29 protein-coding genes and 1 riboswitch are annotated in these 23,464 nt (G+C 35.1%); of the genes, 22 read left to right on the forward strand and 7 right to left on the reverse strand.

All coding sequences use genetic code 11. The features are described 5' to 3' along the window. Positions 1 to 83: 83 nt before the first annotated feature. The 5 genes from AM499_RS03365 (at position 84) to phoU (ending at position 4,465) form a co-directional block, all read left to right on the forward strand. Complete coding sequence (locus AM499_RS03365) at positions 84 to 1,052, forward strand: PstS family phosphate ABC transporter substrate-binding protein (RefSeq protein ID WP_053588875.1); 969 nt, start codon at positions 84 to 86, stop codon at positions 1,050 to 1,052. 78 nt (positions 1,053 to 1,130) lie between these two features. Beyond that, positions 1,131 to 2,078: a phosphate ABC transporter permease subunit PstC gene (pstC, locus tag AM499_RS03370; RefSeq protein ID WP_053588876.1), complete on the forward strand. Its 948-nt coding sequence runs from the start codon at positions 1,131 to 1,133 to the stop codon at positions 2,076 to 2,078. A gap of 1 nt (position 2,079) precedes the next feature. Continuing rightward, the gene (pstA, locus tag AM499_RS03375; protein ID WP_053588877.1) at positions 2,080 to 2,958 is read left to right on the forward strand and encodes a phosphate ABC transporter permease PstA; all 879 of its coding nucleotides are present in this window, start codon (positions 2,080 to 2,082) and stop codon (positions 2,956 to 2,958) included. A 28-nt stretch (positions 2,959 to 2,986) separates the two neighbouring features. Then, positions 2,987 to 3,787 (forward strand): phosphate ABC transporter ATP-binding protein PstB, encoded by an 801-nt coding sequence (pstB, locus tag AM499_RS03380; RefSeq protein ID WP_053588878.1) that lies wholly within the window; start codon positions 2,987 to 2,989, stop codon positions 3,785 to 3,787. An 18-nt stretch (positions 3,788 to 3,805) separates the two neighbouring features. Next, on the forward strand, positions 3,806 to 4,465 hold the full coding sequence (phoU, locus tag AM499_RS03385) for a phosphate signaling complex protein PhoU (RefSeq protein ID WP_053588879.1): 660 nt from the start codon (positions 3,806 to 3,808) through the stop codon (positions 4,463 to 4,465). 50 nt (positions 4,466 to 4,515) lie between these two features. Here phoU and AM499_RS03390 read toward each other — a convergent pair whose 3' ends face one another. Then, the gene (locus AM499_RS03390) at positions 4,516 to 5,007 is read right to left on the reverse strand and encodes an endolytic transglycosylase MltG (protein ID WP_053588880.1); all 492 of its coding nucleotides are present in this window, start codon (positions 5,005 to 5,007) and stop codon (positions 4,516 to 4,518) included. 1 nt (position 5,008) lies between these two features. Continuing rightward, positions 5,009 to 5,359, reverse strand: coding sequence for a hypothetical protein (locus tag AM499_RS03395; RefSeq protein ID WP_053588881.1), 351 nt, complete (start codon positions 5,357 to 5,359; stop codon positions 5,009 to 5,011). Between the two features lie 176 nt (positions 5,360 to 5,535). Here AM499_RS03395 and rpmG point away from each other — a divergent pair, with 176 nt between their 5' ends. From rpmG to AM499_RS03420, 5 genes are all read left to right on the forward strand, one after another. Beyond that, positions 5,536 to 5,685, forward strand: coding sequence for a 50S ribosomal protein L33 (gene rpmG, locus AM499_RS03400; protein ID WP_053588882.1), 150 nt, complete (start codon positions 5,536 to 5,538; stop codon positions 5,683 to 5,685). 63 nt (positions 5,686 to 5,748) lie between these two features. After that, positions 5,749 to 6,351: a 5-formyltetrahydrofolate cyclo-ligase gene (locus tag AM499_RS03405; RefSeq protein WP_053588883.1), complete on the forward strand. Its 603-nt coding sequence runs from the start codon at positions 5,749 to 5,751 to the stop codon at positions 6,349 to 6,351. Then, positions 6,335 to 6,526 carry a YqgQ family protein gene (locus tag AM499_RS03410; protein ID WP_053588884.1) on the forward strand — a complete coding sequence of 64 codons (192 nt, stop codon included), beginning with the start codon at positions 6,335 to 6,337 and terminating at the stop codon, positions 6,524 to 6,526. Before AM499_RS03405 ends, AM499_RS03410 begins: the two co-directional genes overlap by 17 nt. 224 nt (positions 6,527 to 6,750) lie before the next feature. After that, complete coding sequence (locus AM499_RS03415) at positions 6,751 to 8,655, forward strand: LTA synthase family protein (protein ID WP_053588885.1); 1,905 nt, start codon at positions 6,751 to 6,753, stop codon at positions 8,653 to 8,655. A 95-nt stretch (positions 8,656 to 8,750) separates the two neighbouring features. Continuing rightward, positions 8,751 to 9,860 carry a YqgU-like beta propeller domain-containing protein gene (locus AM499_RS03420; RefSeq protein WP_053588886.1) on the forward strand — a complete coding sequence of 370 codons (1,110 nt, stop codon included), beginning with the start codon at positions 8,751 to 8,753 and terminating at the stop codon, positions 9,858 to 9,860. A gap of 46 nt (positions 9,861 to 9,906) precedes the next feature. Here AM499_RS03420 and AM499_RS03425 read toward each other — a convergent pair whose 3' ends face one another. Further along, complete coding sequence (locus AM499_RS03425; protein WP_053588887.1) at positions 9,907 to 10,086, reverse strand: DUF2759 domain-containing protein; 180 nt, start codon at positions 10,084 to 10,086, stop codon at positions 9,907 to 9,909. Positions 10,087 to 10,238: 152 nt separating this feature from the next. Between AM499_RS03425 and AM499_RS03430 the strand changes: the two genes are divergently transcribed. Next, positions 10,239 to 10,877 carry an MBL fold metallo-hydrolase gene (locus tag AM499_RS03430; protein WP_053592081.1) on the forward strand — a complete coding sequence of 213 codons (639 nt, stop codon included), beginning with the start codon at positions 10,239 to 10,241 and terminating at the stop codon, positions 10,875 to 10,877. 236 nt (positions 10,878 to 11,113) lie between these two features. Here AM499_RS03430 and AM499_RS03435 read toward each other — a convergent pair whose 3' ends face one another. Both AM499_RS03435 and AM499_RS03440 read right to left on the reverse strand, forming a co-directional pair. Further along, positions 11,114 to 11,356, reverse strand: coding sequence for a DUF2626 domain-containing protein (locus tag AM499_RS03435; RefSeq protein WP_053588888.1), 243 nt, complete (start codon positions 11,354 to 11,356; stop codon positions 11,114 to 11,116). Positions 11,357 to 11,543: 187 nt separating this feature from the next. After that, positions 11,544 to 12,224 (reverse strand): helix-turn-helix transcriptional regulator, encoded by a 681-nt coding sequence (locus tag AM499_RS03440; RefSeq protein ID WP_053588889.1) that lies wholly within the window; start codon positions 12,222 to 12,224, stop codon positions 11,544 to 11,546. A 192-nt stretch (positions 12,225 to 12,416) separates the two neighbouring features. Here AM499_RS03440 and comGA point away from each other — a divergent pair, with 192 nt between their 5' ends. From comGA to gcvPB, 11 genes are all read left to right on the forward strand, one after another. Then, entirely contained in the window at positions 12,417 to 13,433 is a 1,017-nt protein-coding gene (gene comGA, locus AM499_RS03445; protein WP_053588890.1) for a competence type IV pilus ATPase ComGA, read from the forward strand. Further along, positions 13,414 to 14,478, forward strand: coding sequence for a competence type IV pilus assembly protein ComGB (comGB, locus tag AM499_RS03450; protein WP_053588891.1), 1,065 nt, complete (start codon positions 13,414 to 13,416; stop codon positions 14,476 to 14,478). Before comGA ends, comGB begins: the two co-directional genes overlap by 20 nt. An 18-nt stretch (positions 14,479 to 14,496) precedes the next feature. Next, the gene (gene comGC, locus AM499_RS03455; protein ID WP_053592082.1) at positions 14,497 to 14,844 is read left to right on the forward strand and encodes a competence type IV pilus major pilin ComGC; all 348 of its coding nucleotides are present in this window, start codon (positions 14,497 to 14,499) and stop codon (positions 14,842 to 14,844) included. Further along, positions 14,822 to 15,259 (forward strand): competence type IV pilus minor pilin ComGD, encoded by a 438-nt coding sequence (gene comGD / locus AM499_RS03460; RefSeq protein ID WP_053588892.1) that lies wholly within the window; start codon positions 14,822 to 14,824, stop codon positions 15,257 to 15,259. The genes comGC and comGD overlap by 23 nt, the downstream gene beginning before the upstream one ends. Next, positions 15,252 to 15,560 (forward strand): type II secretion system protein, encoded by a 309-nt coding sequence (locus AM499_RS03465; RefSeq protein WP_053588893.1) that lies wholly within the window; start codon positions 15,252 to 15,254, stop codon positions 15,558 to 15,560. The genes comGD and AM499_RS03465 overlap by 8 nt, the downstream gene beginning before the upstream one ends. Beyond that, positions 15,539 to 15,994 (forward strand): competence type IV pilus minor pilin ComGF, encoded by a 456-nt coding sequence (comGF, locus tag AM499_RS03470; RefSeq protein ID WP_053588894.1) that lies wholly within the window; start codon positions 15,539 to 15,541, stop codon positions 15,992 to 15,994. Before AM499_RS03465 ends, comGF begins: the two co-directional genes overlap by 22 nt. Beyond that, on the forward strand, positions 15,972 to 16,166 hold the full coding sequence (locus AM499_RS03475; protein WP_053588895.1) for a hypothetical protein: 195 nt from the start codon (positions 15,972 to 15,974) through the stop codon (positions 16,164 to 16,166). The genes comGF and AM499_RS03475 overlap by 23 nt, the downstream gene beginning before the upstream one ends. 26 nt (positions 16,167 to 16,192) lie before the next feature. Next, positions 16,193 to 16,705 carry a shikimate kinase gene (locus AM499_RS03480; protein ID WP_053588896.1) on the forward strand — a complete coding sequence of 171 codons (513 nt, stop codon included), beginning with the start codon at positions 16,193 to 16,195 and terminating at the stop codon, positions 16,703 to 16,705. 117 nt (positions 16,706 to 16,822) lie between these two features. Beyond that, positions 16,823 to 16,917, forward strand: a riboswitch (glycine riboswitch). Between the two features lie 157 nt (positions 16,918 to 17,074). Further along, positions 17,075 to 18,178 (forward strand): glycine cleavage system aminomethyltransferase GcvT, encoded by a 1,104-nt coding sequence (gene gcvT, locus AM499_RS03485; protein WP_053588897.1) that lies wholly within the window; start codon positions 17,075 to 17,077, stop codon positions 18,176 to 18,178. Positions 18,179 to 18,202: 24 nt separating this feature from the next. Then, complete coding sequence (gcvPA, locus tag AM499_RS03490; protein WP_053592083.1) at positions 18,203 to 19,549, forward strand: aminomethyl-transferring glycine dehydrogenase subunit GcvPA; 1,347 nt, start codon at positions 18,203 to 18,205, stop codon at positions 19,547 to 19,549. Continuing rightward, on the forward strand, positions 19,542 to 21,002 hold the full coding sequence (gene gcvPB, locus AM499_RS03495) for an aminomethyl-transferring glycine dehydrogenase subunit GcvPB (protein WP_053588898.1): 1,461 nt from the start codon (positions 19,542 to 19,544) through the stop codon (positions 21,000 to 21,002). The genes gcvPA and gcvPB overlap by 8 nt, the downstream gene beginning before the upstream one ends. A gap of 673 nt (positions 21,003 to 21,675) precedes the next feature. Here the strand turns inward: gcvPB and AM499_RS03500 are convergent. Together AM499_RS03500 and AM499_RS03505 are read right to left on the reverse strand one after the other, a co-directional pair. Continuing rightward, positions 21,676 to 22,944, reverse strand: coding sequence for an AAA family ATPase (locus AM499_RS03500; RefSeq protein WP_053588899.1), 1,269 nt, complete (start codon positions 22,942 to 22,944; stop codon positions 21,676 to 21,678). A 74-nt stretch (positions 22,945 to 23,018) separates the two neighbouring features. Next, positions 23,019 to 23,393 carry a rhodanese-like domain-containing protein gene (locus AM499_RS03505; protein WP_375219389.1) on the reverse strand — a complete coding sequence of 125 codons (375 nt, stop codon included), beginning with the start codon at positions 23,391 to 23,393 and terminating at the stop codon, positions 23,019 to 23,021. Between the last annotated feature and the right edge of the window lie 71 nt (positions 23,394 to 23,464).

Genomic DNA, 23,464 nt, shown 5'->3' on the forward strand with positions numbered 1-23,464 from the left:
GCATTCATATCGACTCAACATGAAGCCTTTATAGTAAACATTGTAAGAAAAATAGAAAACAAAACTTTAGGGGGATTTACCTGATGAAGAACTGGAAGTACTTATTAATGACAACAATGGTAGGATCAGCATTAGTACTTGGAGCTTGTGGAGACGATACAAGTTCAGAACCAACAGAAGAAACAGAAACAGAAACTGCTGGTGATACACAAGATGAGGCAGTTCTAGAAGGTCAAGTTGCTGGAGATGGATCTAGTACAGTTGCTCCAATTACGGAAGCACTTGTTGAAGAATATGCAGGCGTTCAAAATAAAGTACAAGTATCAGTTGGTGTGTCCGGTACTGGTGGCGGGTTCGAAAAATTCATCGCAGGTGAAACAGATTTCGCTAATGCATCTCGTCCAATTAAAGACGAAGAAAAAACAAAACTTGAAGAAGCTGGAATTGACTTTACTGAATTCCAAGTAGCTAATGATGGTTTATCAGTAGTAGTTAACAAAGACAATGATTGGGTTGAAGATTTAACAGTTGAAGATCTAAAGAAAATGTGGATTGAAGATGGAACAACAAAAAAATGGTCTGACATTAATCCAGAATGGCCAGCTGAAGAAATCGTATTCTATTCACCAGGTACTGATTCTGGAACATATGACTACTTTGATGAAGTAATTCTTGATGAAGCTGACTTAGTAAAATCTGCAACTCTATCTGAAGATGATAACGTATTGGTTCAAGGTGTACAAGGCGATAAAAATGCAATAGCATTCTTCGGTTATGCATACTATTTAGCTAACCAAGATACTTTAAAAGTTGTTAAAGTTAACGGTGTAGAACCTACAAACGAAACAATTGAATCAGGTGAATATTCACCACTTTCTCGTCCATTGTTCGTATATGCAAAAAATAGTGCGCTTAAAGAAAATCCAGCATTTTATGATTTCATGAAATATACACTTGAAAATGCAGGAGAAATGGCTGAAGCAGTTGGATATGTAAGTCTTCCACAAGAAAATTACGACAAAGGTTTAGCTGATTTAGAAGCATTAAAATAATAGGTTGATCTAAAAAGTAAGAGACGAGTAGCAGGGCTTGCTACTCTTTTCTTGCGTTTGGTAAAAGGGGGATTCACTATGGCTCAAAAGAATGCGACTGGTCATCCATCAGTACAAGAGCTAATTGCAAAATCAAGTAGCAAGAAACAGAAAAAAATAGTAGAAAAAATAATTCCAATTATTCTCCTACTAATTGCATGTGTTTCAGTATTAACTACTTTGGGTATTGTCTTTACTCTTATTATAGAAACAGGAATATTTTTCACTCGTGTACCGATATTAGATTTTTTATTCGGAAAAGAATGGTTTCCATTTGCTAATACGGAACAGTTATATGGAATTCTTCCATTAATAGCGGGTACATTAAAAGTAACTTTAATAGCTGCTATTGTAGCAGTTCCATTTGGTATTGGTTCTGCTATATTTTTAAGTGAATATGCAAGTGATAACGCTCGAAGAATTATTAAACCTATATTAGAAGTATTAGCAGGTATACCAACAATTGTTTATGGTTTCTTTGCATTAACTTTTGTAACACCGCTTTTACAACAATTTATTCCTGACTTGAAAATCTTTAATGCATTGAGCCCGGGTATTGTTGTAGGTATTATGATTTTACCAATGATCGCATCCTTATCAGAAGATGCAATGAGCTCTGTACCTAATTCAATACGTGAAGGTGCCTTGGCTATGGGTTCAACAAAATTAGAAGTAGCGATCAAAGTTGTACTACCCGCTGCTCTATCAGGAATTATTGCGTCCGTAGTACTAGCATTGTCTCGTGCAATTGGAGAAACGATGATAGTTTCTTTAGCAGGAGGATCTACTCCTAAATTCGATTTAAATGTAACGGACTCTATTCAAACTATGACTGCATATATTGTACAAGTTTCATCAGGTGATGCGGGATATGGAACAACGATTTATTATTCCATCTATGCAGTAGGATTTACTCTTTTCCTATTTACATTATTGATGAATTTTATTGCTCACGCGATTTCGAAAAAATTCCGGGAGGAATATTAATATGAAATATGTTAATCAAGAATCAGTCATAAAAAAAATGAATAGTCGATTAAATGTAAATCGTGTTTTTAAAGTAATATTCCTTTTTGCTACATTGTTTGCTTTAGTTGCTCTTGGAATCTTGTTTTATCGAATCATTACTCAAGGTGTTGGATATCTTACACCAGAATTCTTCCAAAACTATGGATCTCGTTTCCCTGCTAAAGCCGGAATAAAGGCTGCGTTAATAGGGTCAATTTGGTTAATGTGTGTAGTTGCACCTATATCATTAATTTTAGGAGTAGGTACAGCAATTTATTTAGAAGAATATGCTAAAAAAAATAAATTAAATGATTTTATTCGAATGAACATTTCCAACTTAGCAGGTGTTCCTTCAGTAGTATTTGGTTTGCTGGGATTAACAATTTTTGTTCGGGCTTTAGCTTTAGGAAATAGTATTTTGGCTGCAGGATTTACGATGAGTTTGTTAATATTACCTGTTATTATCGTTGGTTCTCAGGAAGCAATTCGTGCTGTACCTCAAGATGTTCGAGAAGCTTCATATGGAATGGGCGCGACAAAGTGGCAAACAATTGTTAAAGTTGTCCTACCTTCGGCTATTCCAGGTATTCTTACTGGTGCAATTTTAGCTCTTTCCCGTGCAGTCGGTGAAACGGCACCATTAGTAGTAATTGGTGTTCCTGTAATTATTCAGTTTTTACCTGAAAATTTACTTAGTCAGTTTACTGCTCTACCAATGCAAATCTACGATTGGGCTAAAAGACCACAGGCAGAATTTCAATATGTCGCATCAGCAGGGATTCTTGTTCTAATGGTATTCTTATTGATCATGAATTCCATCGCTATATTTATTCGAAATAAATTTCAAAAAAGGTACTAAGCTAATTTGTGATTAGGGGGAAGTAATGATGGTACAATCTTTAAATAACGATACATCAGTAAATAATTCAACTTCAAATATTGTGTATAACACGCAACAATTAAACTTATGGTATGGTAATCATCATGCTTTAAAAAATATTGACCTTGAAATTAAAGAAAATGAAGTAACAGCAATTATTGGACCTTCTGGTTGCGGTAAATCTACGTACATTAAAACTTTAAACCGTATGGTAGAATTAGTTCCAACAGTAAAAACATCAGGTAAAATTTTGTATCGTGACCGCAATATTTTTGATGCAGATTATGGAGTAGAAGAATTACGTACGAAAGTTGGAATGGTTTTCCAAAAACCAAACCCATTTCCAAAATCCATCTATGATAATATTGCATATGGTCCGAGAATACATGGAATTAAAAACAAAAAAATTCTGGATGAAATCGTAGAAAAAAGTTTACGTGGTGCAGCAATTTGGGATGAGGTAAAAGATCGCTTATCTACGAATGCGTATAGCCTCTCTGGTGGACAGCAACAACGTATTTGTATAGCTCGCTGTCTTGCAATTGAACCAGACGTTATTTTAATGGATGAGCCTACTTCAGCGTTAGATCCAATTTCTACATTAAAAGTGGAGGAACTTATTCAAGAATTGAAAAACGATTATTCTATCATCATTGTTACACATAATATGCAACAAGCAGCTCGTATTTCGGACAAAACTGCTTTCTTCTTAAACGGAGAAGTGGTAGAGTTTGATAATACAGATGTAATTTTTTCAACTCCAGAAGATAAGCGCACAGAGGACTATATTTCAGGACGTTTCGGGTGAGGAAAGGGGTAGTTAGGGATGGTAGGAAGAGAGAAATTTGATGCGGAATTACAACAAGTACAAAATTTAATGTATGAATTATGTGATACGGCGATTAATACCTTGAATTCTGCAATGGATTATTTGTTTTCAAATGACATTGAAGGTGCACTAACAATCATTAATAATGATATTCATATTAATCGTATGGAAGAAGAAATTAATGACCGTGTAATTTTACTAATCGCTAAGCAACAGCCTGTTGCAACAGATTTACGTAGATTAATGGTGCTTGTTAAGGCTGCATCCGATATGGAGCGTATAGGTGATTATGCAGTAAACATTGCAAAAGAAACGATTCGTATAGGAAAAGATGAACATATCGCTCCAATTCATTTATTAGAAGAGATGCGTGACAAAACGATCGCAATGTTAAAATCAATTTTAGATGCTTTTAGAAATGAAGACATTGAAGAAGCTAAGAATATCGCAAAACTTGATGATGAGGTAGATGAATTGTATGGTCACGCAATTAAGACACTTCTTTCAGTAGGGGTAGAACAACCTGCACAACTAAGTCAAGTAACGCAGTTGTCATTTGTATGTCGCTATCTTGAAAGATCTGCTGATCACGCTACAAATATGGCAGAACGATTATTGTTTTTATTAAAAGGGAAGCATTACGAACTAAATAATTAACAAAAGAGGTCGCCTAGAAATTAAACCTTCTGGACGACCTCTTTCATTTTCTATTTTCCTGTTAATTTTTCAGCAATCTGTTTCAGTGTCATAGAGGAGTCGAGCTCATACTCACCAATTTGAATACGCCCTGCTAAATCTTTAGAGACCAAATAATCTTCAAAATCTTGCTTATTTTGGACAATTCCTGCTTCTTCTAATAGAGAACTAATTTCTTTAGAATTCATGCCTGATTGAACGATTAAAGTATATGGAGGACTACTGTTAGAAGTCTCGCTCTCCGTTGCTTCCTCTTTTCCTGTTTCAACTTCTTTCGATTCGTCTGTAACAGGTTGTCCTTTTTGGGCATTCTCTAAGTCCATCTGAAGTTGTGCTAATTGCTGCTTTACATTTTTTAGTTCTGTTTGTGACTTTTCATATGCTTCCTCCGTGATGGAGCGCTTCGATGTGATTTCATCCTCTTGCGTTAAATGTTGTATTTGGAGAACAGCACCTGCTATAAACAAACCGATACCAAATGAACGGATGGATGACCTTTTCATCTTATTTTCCACCGCCAATTACATATTTAACATCTTCTATAGATAGGGATGACCTTTTACTTATTTCTGGTAGAGAATAGCCCTGTTTATGCAGCTCAAGCACTTGGCTTCTAATGATTTCGTGTATAACAGGTTTTGTTTTTTGCTTTTTGGGAACCGTTATTTTAGAACCTTCTAGTAATAATTCCTCTTCTACTATTTTTAGTCTCCGTTTAATAGCGCTTGTTTCTTGATATAATGTAATGGAGAGTTCCTCTACTTCTGACTCCATTTTTTTCGTGGAATCCTTAAGAAAAAAGGAAACGATGATTAGTAAAATTCCAATAATCATGATAATAATTGTATAGCTCATCTAATTCACCTCAAAATAATTACTTCTTCTTATAATACTAACATATACCAAAAAACTTTGAATTAATTCTTTTATTAAATAGTAGATTTTCTTGGATAATATGCTATAATGGGTTAGTCGTATAAATCATGCTCAGAATTTATATTTCATCCTGTAAAAGAGTGGGAGGGACAACCATGCGCGTTAATATTACATTAGCTTGTACAGATTGCGGAGAGCGCAACTATATTTCTAAGAAAAACAAGCGTAACAATCCAGAACGTCTTGAACTTAAAAAATATTGCTCACGTGAAAAGAAAATGACTCTTCATAGAGAAACTAAATAATAACCTAAGCCAAAACCAACTTCGGTTTTGGTTTTTTTCTATGTGAAATGGGAGCGAAATGACATGAAAAAGAAAGAGTTAAGAGAAGAAATGAAACAACAGCTTTCGTCTTTAGAGCAGTCCTCCTATCATACATTATCAGAGCAAATCATGAGTCGCTTTTTCACACTAGGAACTGTACAACAAGCATCCACTATAGGAATAACCATCTCGGCTTTTCCAGAAGTGGATACCGAAGGGATTATCCGTGCATTATGGGAAAAGGGTAAAACCGTTGTTGTGCCAAAATGCTCCCCAAAAGATCGGACAATGACCTTTTATAAGATAGAGAACTTCGATCAATTAGAAACCGTGTATATGCAATTATTAGAGCCAAATCCATTGTTAACAACTCCAGTAGCTCCAAATAACATTGATCTTTTAGTTGTTCCTGGAATTGTTTATAGCCCATCTGGTTATCGAATAGGATATGGTGGAGGATATTATGATCGCTTTTTAATGAATTATAAAGGGCATAAAATTTCGTTAGCGTTTGATTTTCAATTAAGGGATGACTTGGAAAAGGAGCATTTTGACCTCCCAGTAGACTTGATTATTACTAATGAGCAAATGATACAATGTCATTTAAACCGGGATGAGGATGGACAATTTGAAGACAGTATATGATGTTATGCAGTTATTAAAACGATTCGGTACGTACATTTATACAAAAGATCGATTGGCAGATCTTGAACTAATGGAAGACGAAATAAAAGAACTATATAAAATGCAAATGATTGAGGCACAAGACTTTCAACTTGCACTGCTCATACTTCGACAAGAACATAATAGACAGAAATAAAGCCGATTAATTTTCGTAAATTAATCGCTTTTTTATATTCTTTTACTAAAAAAGGAAACTTTTTTGGTTTTAATACGTTTAATAGAGGGTAGCAAAATTATGGACCTATAAAATTATATCAAATGTAGATATCATTTATATTGATTTATTGTTAAGAAAGGATTAAGATATATTTTGTTACTTTTATTCCTACTATTAAGAGTACAAAAGGGGAGGATGTAGGCATGAAGAAAAAAAATTGGCCGACACATTCTATTCTTGTTATAGCTATTGTGGCAACATGGATTAAAACATATGTGGTTTACCATACTAGCTTTGATATGAAAATCGAGAATATGATGCAACAAGCGATACTATTTATAAGCCCGTTAAGTTTTCTTTTATTTGTATATGGGCTATCACTTTTCTTTAAAAGTCCAAAAGCAAGAAATAGATATATTGTCATTACAAATTTAATACTTGCAATCGTTCTGTATGCAAACGCTGTATTCTATCGTTTCTTTACAGACTTTATAACGTTACCAGTATTATTCCAAACAAGTAATTTTGGTGATTTAGGTTCATCTGCTATGGAAAGTATCTACATAACAGATATATTCTTCTTTACAGATGTGGTAATCATTATAGCTGCTTTAAAATGGTTGAAAATTGGTGACAAAATATCGATTGTAAAACCTGCACAAAGAAAAGCATACTTTGTACTTTCTGCTGCAGTGTTGTTTTTAAATTTGGGATTAGCTGAAATAGAAAGACCTCAGCTTCTTACAAGAAGCTTTGACCGTGAAATGTTAGTGAAAAATCTAGGACCTTACAATTATCATTTGTATGATATATATATTCAGTCTAAGTCTCATGCACAGCGAGCACTTGCTGATGGTAGTGAACTCGTAGAAGTAAATAACTATGTACGATCTAACCAAGCAGAACCTAAGGCTGAAATGTTTGGGCTTGCAGATGGTCGTAATTTAATCGTAGTCTCCATGGAGTCATTACAAAACTTTGTTATTAATAATGATATGAATGGATATGAAGTTACACCATTCTTAAATTCTTTGACTAAAGATAAAGATACGTTTTACTTCTCTAACTTTTATCATCAAACTGGTCTAGGTAAAACATCAGACTCAGAGTTTATTGTGGAGAATTCACTCTACGGACTTGGTGGTGGAGCTGTATTCTTTACCCATGGAGGAAATAAGTTTCATTCCATGGCAGAAAGCTTAAACGAAGAAGGCTATTACACAAACGTAATGCATCCTAATAACAAAAGCTTCTGGAATCGCGATATGATGTATCAAGCACTTTCTATTCAAAAATTTTATGATGTAAATAGTTATGAAGTAAAAGAAGGCGATGCTGTTAACTGGGGTATGAAGGATATTCCATTCTTTGAACAATCAGTTGATCATATGGCACAAATGCCACAGCCGTTCTATTCTAGACTAATTACATTAACAAACCATCATCCATTTGATTTAGATGAAGAGGATCAACTCATCCCTCCATATAATTCTAATTCACGTACATTGAACAAGTATTTCCAATCCGTACGTTACATGGATGAAGCGTTGAAGTTGTTCTTTGAAGATTTAAAAGCACAAGGATTGTATGACAATTCTATCATTGTAATGTATGGGGATCATTATGGTATTTCTGAAAACCATAATGCTGCAATGTCTCAATATTTAGGAAAAGAAATTACACCATATGAATCTGCAAAACTTCAAAGAGTTCCATTCTTTGTTCATATTCCTAATAGTGGAGTTGGAAAAGAAGTAACAGAAACAGCTGGTCAAATTGATATTAGACCTACAGTATTACATTTACTTGGTGTAGAAACTGCTAAAGATATGCAATTAGGAGCAGATGTATTCTCTGACGACCATGAGGATTTTGTTATTTTCCGAGACGGTGGATTTGTTACAGATAAATTGGTTTACGCTGGAAACACTTGTTTTGACAATGAAACAGGAGAAGAAACTGATATGGCTAGCTGCCAGCCTTATATAGATCGAGCAACACAAGAACTAGGCTATTCTGATCAAATTATTAATGGAGATTTACTCCGTTTCTACGATCTAAAAACAGGAAACCTATTAATTGATGAAGCTGAAAAAGAAGAGCAGTAGTAAAGAAGCACAGACAAATTAAAGTCTGTGCTTTTCGTATGAAACAAAAGGGCAACTCGTGCGTCTAATATTATAAAGGTGAAAGGGGGAGTCAGTTGAAGAGAATCGGTATTCTTATTGTTTTTGTTCTATTGCTTCAAGCTTGTACAGAGATCAATATTCCTGGGGGAGAAGAAGTTAAGACCCCGGTTACAGATGAAATTTCAGTTCCAGAAAATACGTCCAAATCACCTTCTCAAGAAATCCCTTCCATTTCAATGGCTTCCTCAAACTTTCACAGTGTGATTGGTTGGCTTTCTAATGACGAGATTGCTTTTGTACTTATAGATAAAGGAAAATGGACTGTGCAATCTTATTCAGTTTCAAAAAATACATGGAAGGTTATTTATACTTCTACACTACCAATTATTCAAGCAACCATACATCCAAACAAAGAATTGATATTATTACATACATCAAATAATTCTTCTTCAGCAGAAGTGCAAATTATACATAAGAATGGTTTCTTAGTACAAAGTTTAACTTTTGAATCAGATGAATTATATATGGATTGGCATCCAACAAATCAAGATCTAATAGTATTCACGGCTTTTTATGATGATTGGACGTTTAATACATTTGTTTATGATGGGTCTACTCAACAATTACAATCAATTGAGGTAGAAAATCCATTCGTTAAATGGTATGATGATGAGCATTTGATGGTGTTTAGAGTGTCTGAAAGTGGTTTAGATGGATATGAATTAATGCTATATTCTGTTCAAGAGAAGACACTGAAAGAAACAGGGGAAACTCATTTAGTGGATGTTCAAAATTTAGGTGAAAGTATGTTATATATTCAAATCAATGAACCGAAAAATATATTTGAATATCGCTTGCAAGATAAGAATCATGAAAATTCCTTTGAATGGACAACGCCTGCTATTAGCAATTATTCGGAATGGGTTATTCCAACCATTTCTATTGTAGATACAAATTCATTATTTCTTATTAAACCGGTGGAAGCAGGGAATATGGATGAGATTGATCAAAGAGGAGTTCTTTCAATTTATTCATTGGAAGGCGAGAAAGAATTGGGAGAGGTAAACGCTCAACCAATTGATTGTTCGCCAAACGGAGAAACCTGTCTTGCAGGATACGAGAAAGATCATTGGATTCAGACAAATCCTTTTAAAGAACAGCGATGGTTACAACTAGAAGAATAGAAAAAAGCTGCTGTACAACTTGTACAACAGCTTTTTTCATAACATTTTAGTGTAAGCTTGGTGGAAAACCTTGGTTCACGATTGTCATGACTGTAAAGAAGCCAAAAACAGCAAATGTACCAAAGTTAAATAGAACTCCTAGCACATTCTTTTCTTTGAAAGCTTGGAAAGTGCCGATTACAGCTAAAACTGTAACGAGTCCAAAAATAACCATTAATAAGTTCATGAAAGACACTCCTTTCGACATCAGAAAATGAATGTCGCTTTACATATTCCTCTTCTATTGTAATTGTATTCGCCATTTTTGTCGAGAGATAAAAGTGGCGAATAATTGAACAAAGAATTAGAAACGATTAGAATAGGGAAGAGGTGATTATTATATTAAATGTTAGATCTTATCCATTAGGATATATACAAACAAACTGTTATATCGTATCAAACGCATCAAAGCATTGCTTAATATTTGATCCTGGTGGTGATGCGGAAAAATTAATAAGTGAACTGAAACGATTGAATTTAAAACCAGTCGCAATTTTGTTAACACACGCCCATTTTGATCATATAGGTGCGGTAGACCCTGTAAGAGATGCTTTTAAGGTTCCTGTCTATATACATAATGCTGAAAAGAAATGGTTAATGGACCCTTCCAAAAACGGTTCTGGTAAATATGCTGAAATTCCATCTATTACATGCAAAGAAGCGGATGTTATATTGTCAAACGAATCCATTTTAGAAATAGAGGATTTCTCCATTCAGCTTTTTCATACACCTGGCCATTCACCAGGTAGTTTAACGTATTATTTTGAAAGTGAGTCTTTTGCAATTGTAGGCGATACACTCTTTCAAAATAGTGTAGGAAGAACGGACTTGGCCGGAGGAAACAACGCAGAATTAATGAAGTCTATTCATACAAAATTATTAACCTTGCCAGAAACAACGATTTTATACCCTGGTCATGGTCCAGAGACAACTCCAGAAAATGAAATGGAATCCAATCCATTTTTAAATGGTTTTTGACTGAAACAATTGAGAAGTAGACAGTTTCGAAGCTACTCGCTTTCCGTGGGCGACGCGGAGCCACTGGGGCAAACACGATGTTGTATAGCATGAGGATGTGGCTTCTTACCCTTTATTACATGAACTCCTAAGGAGTCGAGGGAACGCTCCAACAAGTTAATGGTAAACCATAAGCAAAATCAATATTAAAAGGCAGTTAGAATGAAATCATTCTAACTGCCTTTTTGTGAACATTATTAATGTCCAGCTCCTGGTACGTGAATAAACGTTGTGTAGTATGTAAAACCAGCGAAGAAGAACATTAGGTAAGCTCCAAAGATGTACATATACATACGTTCAGAAAGGTTTAAGAACCCTAAAAGAAGGAAAATCCCCGTATTTGCTAAAAATAGTAAAGAAGCTTCTGTCATATCACCTAAATAAAACATAACTGCAAAAATCCCTGTCCAGAAAGCCATTACTTTATACATATTGCCCATTTGTAGTCCCTCCTTTTGCAACGACACAAATATTCTCATATTCATTATAAATGAAAGTGTTCGCGCATGTAAACCGTATAAAATATTTCTTCTTTGTATTCCACTTTATTTTGTCACAAATATGTTCCATTTATAAGTTTTTAAAAGAAGTAACTTTGAGTGTTACATGTTCGTTCATTAATTCTCATTATAAAACTTCTATGTGATATAAGCAATTTTGACATTGATCTTGCATGCTTTCCAATTGAATAAAATCATTTGTTGGAAATAATGCATCAAATTGTCCTCTTAAAAAGGATTCATGTAATGCACAAATTAAATCGGATTGACTTTTCAAATGATTTTTGTAGGGGCAATTATAAATGGCGAACGTAATCACTTTTTTATGATTTTTCTCTTGTATAGTCGGAAAATAACCGATAGATGCCGCATTTGCCGTTAATATTTGTATTTTTTCCTCAAAGGACGCTGGAGAAGTGAGTTTACTGCTCGTTAGCTGTTTCCCATTTTCATATGCAATTTCTTTTCCTTTTACAATAGCTTGCTCACCAAGAGAACTTACAAGATCTATTAACCACTGTAAAAGAAGGTGATCCTCTTGCTTTGGAAAGCTTAAATATACAGGATTTTCAGCAAGACTATAAATTCTTGCAGGTCTTCCACCTTTCCTGTTCTTGATAAGCTCAGAACGCAAAAAATTGGAATCATTTAGTTTAGATAGATGCAATCTCGCAACATTCGGATGTATACCAAATTGATCGGCTATTTCCTGTACCGAAACTACTTTTGCTTCTTTTACTATATATTGATAAATAGAATACCTTGTTTCATCGGCTAACGTACTAGTAAGCTGTAATGTATTCGGCATCTTTTTCCCTCTTTTCTACATGTTGTCTATATTATAATAAATCTTTTGTAATTACCAAAGGAGTTTCACTAATTCGATATAATTATTAGAAAATTCTATAATATATCTATCTTTTTAATTAATTTCCAAGTATACTAGTTTTGTACAAGCTGTTTTGCGGTCACAACTTGTACCTGGAGAAAGGAAAGATGCATGCAGCAATTAGAAAATATTATTGAACAAAAATGCTTTCAGTTACTTAAGAAGGCTCATGGTTTTGGTGCTTCAGACTTGCACATGATTCCAAACGAAGAAAATTACTATTACTACTTTAAGAAAAATTCTCAAATGTTTGAAGCAGGGAAGCTTCCCCTAAACATGGGAGAACGGTTTATTTCATTCTTCAAATTTTTATCCTCTCTTGATATCAGCGAAAAAAGAAAACCACAAAGTGGTTCCTTTCAACAAATTTTTAACTCTCAAAAATTTTCATTTCGTGTTTCTACATTACCATCCATTTTCGGAAGAGAGTCATTAGTTATTCGACTCCAACAACATGATAATGCGAAACTATTGCATTCCTTATCCTTATTTCAAGATGCTTCCGACAAAATAGTGGAGCTTGCTACTAATCGTCAAGGATTAGTCCTTTTTGTTGGTCCTACTGGTTCAGGCAAATCTACAACTATGTATTCACTCACTAAGTATTGTTCGGAGAATTTGAATCGACATGTAATCTCGCTAGAAGATCCTGTTGAAAATAGTCAATCTCACTTATTGCAAATTCAAGTGAATGAACGCTCAGGCGTCACGTATGCAGCAGGATTGAAAGCGATATTAAGGCATTCACCAGACGTCATTATGATCGGCGAGATACGTGATGAAGATACTGCAAAAGCTGCGATTCAAGCTGCTTTGACAGGACATTTGGTTGTTTCAACTATTCATGCCAAAAATGCTGTAGGTTCATTATATCGGTTGATGGATCTTGGAGTATCGGCTGAGGAATTAAAGCAAACAGTTATTGGTATTGTTGCCCAAAGACTCGTGACGGTTTCCTTTACTAAACAGCCCGATTTATCGGCAATATTTGAAATTATTTCGGAAGACCTTTTGATGGAAGCGTTAAACTCATTAATATCTGGAACGGATTTTACGATTCCTCATTCGTTAACACTTTCTTATCAAATAGAGAGAGGTGTGCGTGAAGGTGTTATTCAAAAAAATTAATGACTATTGTACGCGTAAACGGGAAACGATCCCATCGCATATACAACCTTCCTTCTTAAAAAGACTTAGCGAACTATTACAAGAAGGTTATACCTTTCATGAATCTGTTTCTATGTTGCTACCATTTCATGTGAAAAATTCTGATTTGGTAATTATAAAAATGACGGAAGTGCACAAAAACGGTTTAAGTGTTACGGAAGTTTTTAGATTATTAGGCTTTCCTAATAGGCTATTGCTTCCAATCGATTTGGCAACAAACCACGGGAAACTTCAAGATACTATATTTGTTCTAAGTGTCCAAGCGGCTATTTTTGAAAGGGCTAGAAAAAGATTAAATAGTTTATTGATGTATCCATTATTTTTGTTTGTAGTAATTTTCCTACTTTTTACTGTATTTAAGATTTATTTCCTGCCAAATATGGAATCGTTGCTACATACAAGATCTTCTGGAGATACTGACAATTCTTTAATTTGGACGAGTATACTACTGCAATTACCTAATTATTTCTTGATTGGTTTCCTATTTCTTTGTTTTGCTATGTTAGTTCTTATAAAAATGATACGTAATAAGAAAATAGAGTTTCAGATAGCTTTCTATTTAAAAGTTCCGTTAGTAAATAAATGGTATCGACTTTTTTTGACAAGAGTATTTTCTAGAGAAATGGGAGTGCTGATAGATAGCGGCATGTCACTTCAGCAAGCATTTGATTCGTTGATCAAACAGGAAGAACATAAAACTCTTCAATATATCTCGATTCAAATGAAAGAGAAAATAATACATGGAGAGTCTTTTTCAGATGCTTTATTGTTGCTAAATCATTTTACTAAAGACTTCCATCAATTTGTTATTCACGGGGAAATAAGTGGTTACCTAGGTAGAGAGTTGAGCTTGTATAGCGAATTCGTAACAGAAAGAATAGAAGAAAAGCTATCCAAATACTTAAGTATTCTTCAACCTACACTTTTCTTAATACTAGCTATTTTTATCATTGGAGCATACTTGGCAATCTTGTTACCAATTTATAAAATGATCAATATTGTATAAAAGGAGAAGGAACTATTGATAAAACTGATACGGAACAACAAAGGATTTACTTTGATAGAAATGATGATAGTGTTACTAATTATTTCTATTCTGATTTTAATAACAATACCAAATGTGACGAAGCATTCAGCCTCCATAGATGATAAGGGTTGCAAGGCTTTTGCTAAAATGGTGGAAGGACAAATTCAAGCGTACAAAATAGAGTTTAAAAAGATTCCAAAAGTAGAGGATTTAACAAAAGAGGGATATCTTAAAGGAATTGAGAGTTGCCCTAATGGCACAGACATCATCATTGATGAGAATGATGGAAGTGTAACAATTACTGGAGACGTAGCTGCTAGAAATGAAACGATATCTCTTACATGAAAAAGGATTTACTTTTATCGAAATGCTTCTTGTTCTTGCTATAGTAATGGTAGTGTCTGCCTCTATAATTTTTGTGACCTCTTCTAAGTTTGAGAAGATGGAAGAGAAGCGTTTTTTCAAACAGTTTCACTTGGATGTACAAAGTCTTCAAAGTACTGCTTTGGCAGAAGGAATTTATACTAATTTAAACTTTTTTGAGAATGGAACAAAATATAAAGCAAGACATTCAAATGAAATATATATGGAATATGAATTGCCGAAAGGAATTCGATTATCTCAAAATAGTTACTTGAAAGAAATAGTCTTTCACCCAAATGGAACTGTCAAAGAATTTGGAACTCTATTGTTTGAAACAGACAATGGATTAAAGGAAGTTTACGTTTATATAGGTAAAGGAAAATTAAAATATGAATAATAGCAAGGGGTTTTCCTGGCCAGAGACTATCGTGTCTTTAAGTGTAATATTTCTAATAGCAACTATGTTACTGCCTATTTTAAGTAATATGGTAGTTCAACTAGAAGAGAAGAAAAGGCAATATCATTCCTCGATTGTAATAAATGAAGGTGTAAAAATGTACTTTGCAGAACGTTTGCTACATGGTTCCTTGTGGATTGATAAGATAGAATATACGTTTACAATTGAAAATCAACAAATATGTGTAAATTATGAAGGGATGAGTGAGGAGAAAATGAATTGCCTACCTATATCTTATTGAACAAAAATAATGAACAAGGATATACCTTGATCGAATCAGTATTTCAACTCTCTGTACTTCTAATATTTTCTCATATATTCGCTGTAACTATTGGTTGGTTGAGTTTGGTGGAAGTTCAGGTGACTAATCCTACCGAAATAGAGTGGGCTTTGTTTATAGAAGATGTAGAAAACTATTTGAACGATTTAGATACGATAATGGTACAAACAAGAAACACTGGTATTCGTTTTATTAAGGATGAAGATGAGTTTGATATAGAAATTTATCAAAATCTGATTCGAAAACAAAAAAATAGGTTAGGACATGAGCAAATGTTACTCCATGTGAAATCTATAAATGTAAGCATGGAAGGTCGACTGTTATATTTTTCTGTAGAATTTGAGAATGGGATAGATAAGGAGCATACATTTTATGTTACGTATAATTCAGAGTGAGAGAGGTGTACTATTGCCGGCTTCAATTTTACTTCTGTTATTTGTTTCTCTAACTATTTTATCTATCACTACTGCTTATCAATCGAAATATCGAACATATGATTCGTTGGAATTGAGCAATATTAATGCTACTATCAAAAGAATAGAAATTTTTAATACAATCGAACAATAATTCTGGTAGTAGTGAGTTGGTGAATCGTGTACAAAGTATATTTAGTCGGTTTTATGGGTAGTGGAAAAAGTGCGGTCGGCAGAAGACTGAGCTATTTATTGAAGATGCCCTATTATGATATGGATAAAGAGCTTGTAAAAAAAGAAAAAAGGACGATTCCTGAAATATTTGAGCAGGAGGGAGAGTCCTATTTTCGTAAGATTGAAACAGAGTTTCTTCAAAATTTTCGTAATGAGTCCTGCATTATTTCCACTGGTGGCGGCGTTGCGATGAATGAGGAAAATATTCGAATAATGCGTAAGACGGGACTGGTTTTATATTTAGATGCTACTTTTCAAGATATTTGGATGAGAGTGAAGAATGATAAAAACAGACCTGTCGTTCAAAGTAGTACTAGGGAAGAATTGGAGCAACTATATATAAAAAGACGTAAAAATTATAAGAAAGCTGCACACATTACAATTCTTACGGAAAATCGTCATTTACGACAAGTGACAGAATATGCTGGTTATCAAGTAAATAGGCTGAAAGGCGAATGATTTTAAATAATTGATACAAAATGTTCGTCTTTAAACTAATTTATTAAAAAGGATTGCTTACTTTTGCGTTCAATGTTAGGATATAGACAAAGCGAGTGATAATTACAGATTTAGCGGATGAGGATACGGGGAGAGAACGCCTAAAGTGCGTCGCCGAAGGAGCAAGTAAAGAAATTTATGAATCTCTCAGGCAAAAGAACTCGTATAGGACGCAACTCTGGAGAGTGCTTTCGTTGAGTATCACGCAAAGCCACCAAAGAGGAAAGCCGTTTTCGGTAAACTTTCAGGTGCCAGGACAGAGAACCCCTGTTTTTTTAAAGGGGTCACTCTGTCTTTTTTTGTGTGAAAATTATAAAGGGGGAGAATTTTGTGTCAGAACAGTTGAAGCGTACACCTCTATATGAAGACTATGCCAATTATGGTGGGAAAACCATTGATTTTGGTGGATGGGAATTACCCGTGCAATTTTCTAGTATTAAGGAAGAACATGAAGCGGTAAGAACGAAAGCAGGACTTTTTGATGTCTCTCATATGGGAGAAATCTTTGTAACCGGTTCGCAAAGCGAGTCTTTTTTACAAAAAGTGATGACGAATGATGTTTCTAAACTTGTAAATAACCAAGCTCAGTATACTGCTATGTGTTATGAAGACGGTGGTATAGTAGATGATTTATTAGTTTACAAGATGGAAGATAACCACTATCTTTTAGTCGTAAATGCATCTAATATTGAAAAAGATTTTGAATGGCTGAAGCAAAATGCATCTGGTGATGTAGAACTTGTCAATAAATCAGATGATTATGGACTGTTAGCGTTACAAGGACCACTCGCACAAAGTATTTTACAAAAGTTAACTTCCAAAAATCTAGAGGAAATTGGATTTTTCCGATTTGCAGATCATGTCGAAGTAGCTGGAAAATCGGTTCTTGTTTCTCGTACTGGTTATACAGGTGAGGATGGATTTGAACTTTATGCAGCTAGTACGGATCTTTCCGAATTATGGAGCAGCATTTTAAATGCTGGTAAAGAGGAAGGTTTACTTCCTTGTGGACTTGGAGCACGCGATACTTTACGTTTTGAAGCATGTCTTCCTTTATACGGGCAAGAGCTTTCAAAAGATATTTCTCCATTAGAAGCTGGAATCGGATTTGTTGTGAAGCTCAAAAAAGAGCAAGACTTCAACGGTAAATCTGTACTAGTTGAACAAAAAGAGAATGGTGTACCGAGAAAAAGCGTTGGTATTGAAATGATTGATAAAGGAATTCCTCGTACAGGGTATCCAGTTTTCGCTGGTGAAAAACAAATTGGATTTGTAACTACTGGAACGCAATCTCCTACTCTTAAAAAGAATATTGGCCTTGCACTGATCGATGCCGACTTTACAGAAATCGGCACGCAATTAGAAGTTGAAATTAGAAATAAGCGTTTGAAAGCTGTCACAGTAGCTACGCCATTTTATAAAAAACAAAAATAATCGCAGAAAGAGGTTGTCCATTTGATAAAGCATCGTTATTTACCAATGACTGAACAAGATCAAAAGGAAATGCTAGATGTTATAGGCATTTCTTCCGTTGATGAATTGTTTGCAGACATTCCGGAGAAAGTGCGTTTTAAAGGTGAGTATAATATTAAACCTGCTAAAGCGGAGTCTGCTTTGTTAAAAGAATTATCTGTACTTGCTGATAAAAATGCACATAGTAAAAAGTATGCTTCCTTTCTTGGTGCAGGAGTTTACGATCATTTTAAACCGATAATCGTAGATCACGTTATTTCAAGATCTGAATTTTACACTGCTTATACACCTTATCAACCGGAGATCTCTCAAGGTGAACTACAAGCTATTTTTGAATTTCAAACAATGATCTGTGAGCTTACTGGAATGGATCTAGCAAACTCTTCTATGTATGACGGTGGTACTGCACTTGCGGAAGCTGGTAACTTGGCAGCTGGTCACACGCGTAGAAAAAAACTATTAGTTTCGGAAGCTGTTCACCCAGAGTATATTGATGTAGTAAAAATGTATGCAAAAGGTCAAAACGTTCAAGTTGTGACGATTCCTACTAACAATGGTGTAACTGATTTAGCGAAATTAGAAGAGTTAGTAGATGAAGAAACAGCAGCTGTTTTAGTCCAATATCCTAATTTCTTCGGTCAAATTGAAGATTTAGCAAAAGTGGAGCAACTAACACATGCTCAAAAAGCATTATTTGTTGTATCTGCAAATCCACTTGCTCTTGGAGCTTTAACTCCTCCAGGAAAGTTTGGTGCAGATATTACAGTTGGGGATGCTCAACCTTTTGGTATCTCAGAAGCATTTGGTGGACCTCATTGTGGTTTCTTTGCTGTATCTTCTAAGCTTATGCGTAAAGTTCCAGGACGTTTAGTAGGGGAAACAACAGATGAAGAAGGTCGACGTGGGTATGTTTTAACATTACAAGCTCGTGAACAACATATTCGTCGTGACAAGGCAACTTCAAATATCTGTTCAAACCAAGCGTTAAATGCACTTGCCGCATCAGTAGCAATGACTGCTCTTGGTAAAAAAGGTGTAAAAGAAATGGCAATTCAAAATATCACAAAGACTCATTATGCAAAACAAGCATTTGAAAAAGCTGGATTTGAAGTTCCTTTCCAAGGACCTCACTTCAATGAAATTGTAGTTAAAGTAAATGGATCTGTAGCAGATGCAAACAAAGCACTTCTTGAAAAAGGAATTATTGGAGGTTTCGACCTAGGTCGTGTTATCTCTGACCTTAAAAATCATGTATTAATTGCCGTTACAGAGCAACGTACAAAAGAAGAAATAGATGCACTCGTGCAAGAAATGGGGGCTCTTTATGCATAAGGATAATCAACCACTAGTTTTTGAAATTACAAAGGAAGGTAGAGTAGGATATAGTCTACCTGAGCTCGATGTTCCAGAAGTAGATATTAATTCTTTGTTGCCACAGGGCTTACTTCGAGAAGAAGAAGCGGAGCTACCAGAAGTATCAGAGCTTGATATTATGCGTCACTATACAGCTCTATCGAATCGTAACCATGGAGTAGATACTGGTTTCTATCCACTTGGATCTTGTACGATGAAGTACAATCCAAAAATTAATGAATCAGTAGCACGTTTCCCTGGATTTGCAAATATTCACCCATTACAAGATGAGTCTTCTGTGCAAGGTGCTATGGAATTAATGTATGATCTACAACAACATTTAGTAGAAATTACTGGAATGGATGAAGTAACACTACAACCAGCAGCTGGTGCCCATGGTGAATGGACTGCATTAATGATGATTCGTGCATTCCATGAGGCAAATGGAGATACTCAGCGTACAAAAGTAATTGTTCCTGACTCCGCACATGGTACAAATCCAGCATCAGCTACAGTTGCAGGTTTTGAAACGATTACAGTAAAATCAGACGAAAATGGTTTAGTAGATTTAGAGGATCTTCGTCGCGTTGCTGGTCAAGATACAGCAGCTTTAATGCTTACAAATCCAAATACGCTTGGTTTATTTGAGGAAAGTATTTTAGAATTAGCGGAAATCATTCACGGTGTAGGTGGAAAACTATACTATGATGGCGCTAACTTAAATGCGGTTATGTCTAAAGCACGCCCTGGAGATATGGGCTTTGACTGTGTTCATTTAAACTTGCATAAAACATTTACAGGTCCTCATGGTGGCGGTGGTCCAGGTTCAGGTCCGGTTGGAGTTAAAGCAGATCTAATTCCTTTCTTACCAAGCCCAGTTCTTGTAAAAGAAAATGATCAATATAAATTTGACTATAATCGTCCTCAAACAATTGGACGTGTGAAACCATTCTACGGAAACTTTGGAATTAACGTACGTGCATACACATACATTCGTTCAATGGGTCCAGATGGTCTAAAAGCTGTAACTGAATACGCAGTTCTAAATGCAAACTATATGATGAGACGTTTAGAAGCATATTTTGATTTACCATATAACCGCCATTGCAAGCACGAATTCGTACTTAGCGGTCGTCGTCAAAAGAAATTAGGTGTCCGTACACTTGATATGTCAAAACGTCTGCTTGACTTCGGATATCATCCACCAACAATCTACTTCCCATTAAATGTAGAAGAAGGTATGATGATCGAACCAACAGAAACAGAATCAAAAGAAACATTAGATGCTTTCTGTGATGCAATGATTCAAATTGCAAAAGAAGTAGAAGAAAATCCAGAAATCGTTCAACACGCACCACATACGACAGTAATCAATCGCTTAGACGAAACAAAAGCTGCTCGTCATCCAGTATTGCGCTATACAAAAGCATAAAACTTGAAAAGAGATTCGAGATAATCGCATTTCTAATTATAGACAAAAGGTATCAAGAGGATGTCCTCTCGGTACCTTTTGTCATTTTTTTGATTTTAATAGAAAAGCTGAGGATGCTACTTATACAGGGGAATCTTACCTTGTACATGTAGCGAGAGTAAAAGTAAGCATTGTTTGCGGGTACATTTTTTTAAACCTCGTAAAGTTGTCTATCGTTTAACTTGGTTTTCAACATTAAGATATCTCAAATCGAAAGGACTGTTTATTCATTTCTATAGTTAGAGTAGTTTGTATTATTCATGTACTGAAACGGAGGAGCGCGAATCCAGTAGGAAATGCGTGTCCAGGTATATGGAGCCATCAGTAGATTGATACGGAGGACGACGACTCCAGCGGGAACAGCGTGTCCTTGTGAGACCCCACAGGAGCTAACAAAGGAACGAAGGCTAAGGACGCCACTTCGTGTGGCAACGCCTTCATGACCAACATCCTGTCGGCCTGAGGAGGCTCACGGACCGCCCGCGGAAAGCGTCCGTCCGCAGTTGAAAATCAGCGGTAATAGAATCTAAAAATGTTTAGATGAAAATTCTGTCCAGACCGTAGGGCAACCTCGATATTCTTCGCGTTTGTCCACAGTCTAAAATAGCCAATAGAAGCTATTCACTTCTTCGATTCAAAAGCCAATAGAATGTTCGTCATTCTCCCATTCTTTTTTCATAGATCTTTTATTTTGTTTTAACAACTCTTCAATACGCTCTTCATATGCCAGTTTCCCATCATAATGCCAATTTAATGCAACCGACATATACAATTCGTTAAGCTGGGACATAGATAACCCTTTTGAACGTTTCGCCATATCTGTAAATTGTTCGTCCGTAAAAATATGTCTAATATCTAACTTTCGTAAGTACTGCTCTCGAACTTTATCCGAAGGAGATGGTATCTCGTATGCACGGTCAAACCGACCTGCACGATTGATAAGCGCTGGATCTATTTTTTCCGGGTAGTTTGTCGTTCCGATGATAAATAACCCTTCTCGAGATTGAACACCGTCTAGAGTGTTTAAAAAAACGGATCTCGTATATTCAGGCATCGAATCAATATCTTCAATAACGAGAATTGCAGGAGCAAGTCTTGTCACGATACCGAATACTTCTTGAATAGAATGACTTCCAGTAAATTCGGTAATTTGCCAATAAACAACAGGTGCTTTCGTTGAGCCTGTGATGGACTTAACTAAAGTTGTTTTCCCATTCCCAGGACTGCCATATAGTAAAATTCCTCGTTTATAGGGTAGGCCATATTCTTTGAAAAAATGACCGTCCTCTTTAAAAAATTCATCAATAGAACGAAATATATCTTGCTTTATGCTATGTGCTAATAATACGTCCTCACGATTCACAACAGCTTGCTCGCCATAATTTCTTCGTTGGACTCCATTTTCTGTATCAACTAAATAAGTAATCGATTGCATAAGTAATTGTCTTAACTTTTCGTTGATATCGTTTAAAAATAGTAACGCTTTTTCTGCTGACGTAGAAAAGAAACGATATTCCGGCCAACTATGACTAGAAGAATAGTTAAAAGACAATGTCATTCCTACATCATATTCTGGAAAGTAGATCAATTTATTTTCAAAGGTTTCCGTAATTTCTAAACCTGTCCCTAAATTTAAAGTAGATTTACTCATAATTTTACCTAGAGGCTGTGTTTCGAAAATATAGCTCAGTGTTTCATAAGCTAATAATTTTTTCTCCATCATTTCTAATAAGTTTGCATCAAGTTGAGATATTGTTTCTCCAATTGAGATATTTTTCCAATCACCTTGTTTTCTTTCATTTAAGGCCCAAATGATCCTTTTTGAAACAAGCGCAAAGTCCTCATAATTAGGAAGAGTATTTCTAAAATCCTCGTGATGTGAAAATAACGTTTTCTCTTTCATTCCATACCTCCAGAAAATTTAGTGAGTGTTGAAATAAAAAAGGTTCCTCTAACGATAAGAAGAACCTTTATGTATTATTTAGATTTAATTTTACCTGTCCAAGTTTTAAATCCGCCTTGAAGTTGGTTTAATTGTGTATATCCTTTTTTCTTTAGGAACATTGCTGCACGTGCACTTCTTGCGCCGTTTTGATCATATAGATAAACTGGTTTATCTGGACGAATTTCTTTATAACGTTGACGAAGCTGTGTGGAAGGGATATTTCTTGCGCCAAGAATATGACCTGAATCAAACTCCTTAGGTTCTCTCACATCAATTAATTGTGCCTTACGATAGCCTTCGATAAATTGCTCCTGATTAAGGTTTGTAACGGTCTTCTTTAAACGGAGAGCTTGGATACCAGCATAAACTAGTAAAACAATAATTACTACAAGTAGAGTGTATAAAATATTTAACACGGTCTTTCCCCTTTCTATGTTTCCATATTCATTATAAAAGATTCACTAGATACAATTCAATC

The sequence above is a fragment of the Bacillus sp. FJAT-22090 genome, from assembly GCF_001278755.1.
In the GTDB taxonomy this organism is placed as follows: domain Bacteria; phylum Bacillota; class Bacilli; order Bacillales_A; family Planococcaceae; genus Psychrobacillus.

What these genes read in the sequence shown, in the direction of transcription:
- AM499_RS03365 (WP_053588875.1), top strand. Translation starts at nt 84, where the DNA reads ATGAAGAACTGGAAGTACTTATTAATGACAACAATGGTAGGATCAGCA.
- pstC (WP_053588876.1), top strand. Translation starts at nt 1,131, where the DNA reads ATGGCTCAAAAGAATGCGACTGGTCATCCATCAGTACAAGAGCTAATT.
- pstA (WP_053588877.1), top strand. Translation starts at nt 2,080, where the DNA reads ATGAAATATGTTAATCAAGAATCAGTCATAAAAAAAATGAATAGTCGA.
- pstB (WP_053588878.1), top strand. Translation starts at nt 2,987, where the DNA reads ATGGTACAATCTTTAAATAACGATACATCAGTAAATAATTCAACTTCA.
- phoU (WP_053588879.1), top strand. Translation starts at nt 3,806, where the DNA reads ATGGTAGGAAGAGAGAAATTTGATGCGGAATTACAACAAGTACAAAAT.
- AM499_RS03390 (WP_053588880.1), bottom strand. Translation starts at nt 5,007, where the DNA reads ATGAAAAGGTCATCCATCCGTTCATTTGGTATCGGTTTGTTTATAGCA.
- AM499_RS03395 (WP_053588881.1), bottom strand. Translation starts at nt 5,359, where the DNA reads ATGAGCTATACAATTATTATCATGATTATTGGAATTTTACTAATCATC.
- rpmG (WP_053588882.1), top strand. Translation starts at nt 5,536, where the DNA reads ATGCGCGTTAATATTACATTAGCTTGTACAGATTGCGGAGAGCGCAAC.
- AM499_RS03405 (WP_053588883.1), top strand. Translation starts at nt 5,749, where the DNA reads ATGAAAAAGAAAGAGTTAAGAGAAGAAATGAAACAACAGCTTTCGTCT.
- AM499_RS03415 (WP_053588885.1), top strand. Translation starts at nt 6,751, where the DNA reads ATGAAGAAAAAAAATTGGCCGACACATTCTATTCTTGTTATAGCTATT.
- AM499_RS03425 (WP_053588887.1), bottom strand. Translation starts at nt 10,086, where the DNA reads ATGAACTTATTAATGGTTATTTTTGGACTCGTTACAGTTTTAGCTGTA.
- AM499_RS03435 (WP_053588888.1), bottom strand. Translation starts at nt 11,356, where the DNA reads ATGGGCAATATGTATAAAGTAATGGCTTTCTGGACAGGGATTTTTGCA.
- AM499_RS03440 (WP_053588889.1), bottom strand. Translation starts at nt 12,224, where the DNA reads ATGCCGAATACATTACAGCTTACTAGTACGTTAGCCGATGAAACAAGG.
- comGA (WP_053588890.1), top strand. Translation starts at nt 12,417, where the DNA reads ATGCAGCAATTAGAAAATATTATTGAACAAAAATGCTTTCAGTTACTT.
- comGD (WP_053588892.1), top strand. Translation starts at nt 14,822, where the DNA reads ATGAAACGATATCTCTTACATGAAAAAGGATTTACTTTTATCGAAATG.
- AM499_RS03465 (WP_053588893.1), top strand. Translation starts at nt 15,252, where the DNA reads ATGAATAATAGCAAGGGGTTTTCCTGGCCAGAGACTATCGTGTCTTTA.
- AM499_RS03475 (WP_053588895.1), top strand. Translation starts at nt 15,972, where the DNA reads ATGTTACGTATAATTCAGAGTGAGAGAGGTGTACTATTGCCGGCTTCA.
- gcvPB (WP_053588898.1), top strand. Translation starts at nt 19,542, where the DNA reads ATGCATAAGGATAATCAACCACTAGTTTTTGAAATTACAAAGGAAGGT.
- AM499_RS03500 (WP_053588899.1), bottom strand. Translation starts at nt 22,944, where the DNA reads ATGAAAGAGAAAACGTTATTTTCACATCACGAGGATTTTAGAAATACT.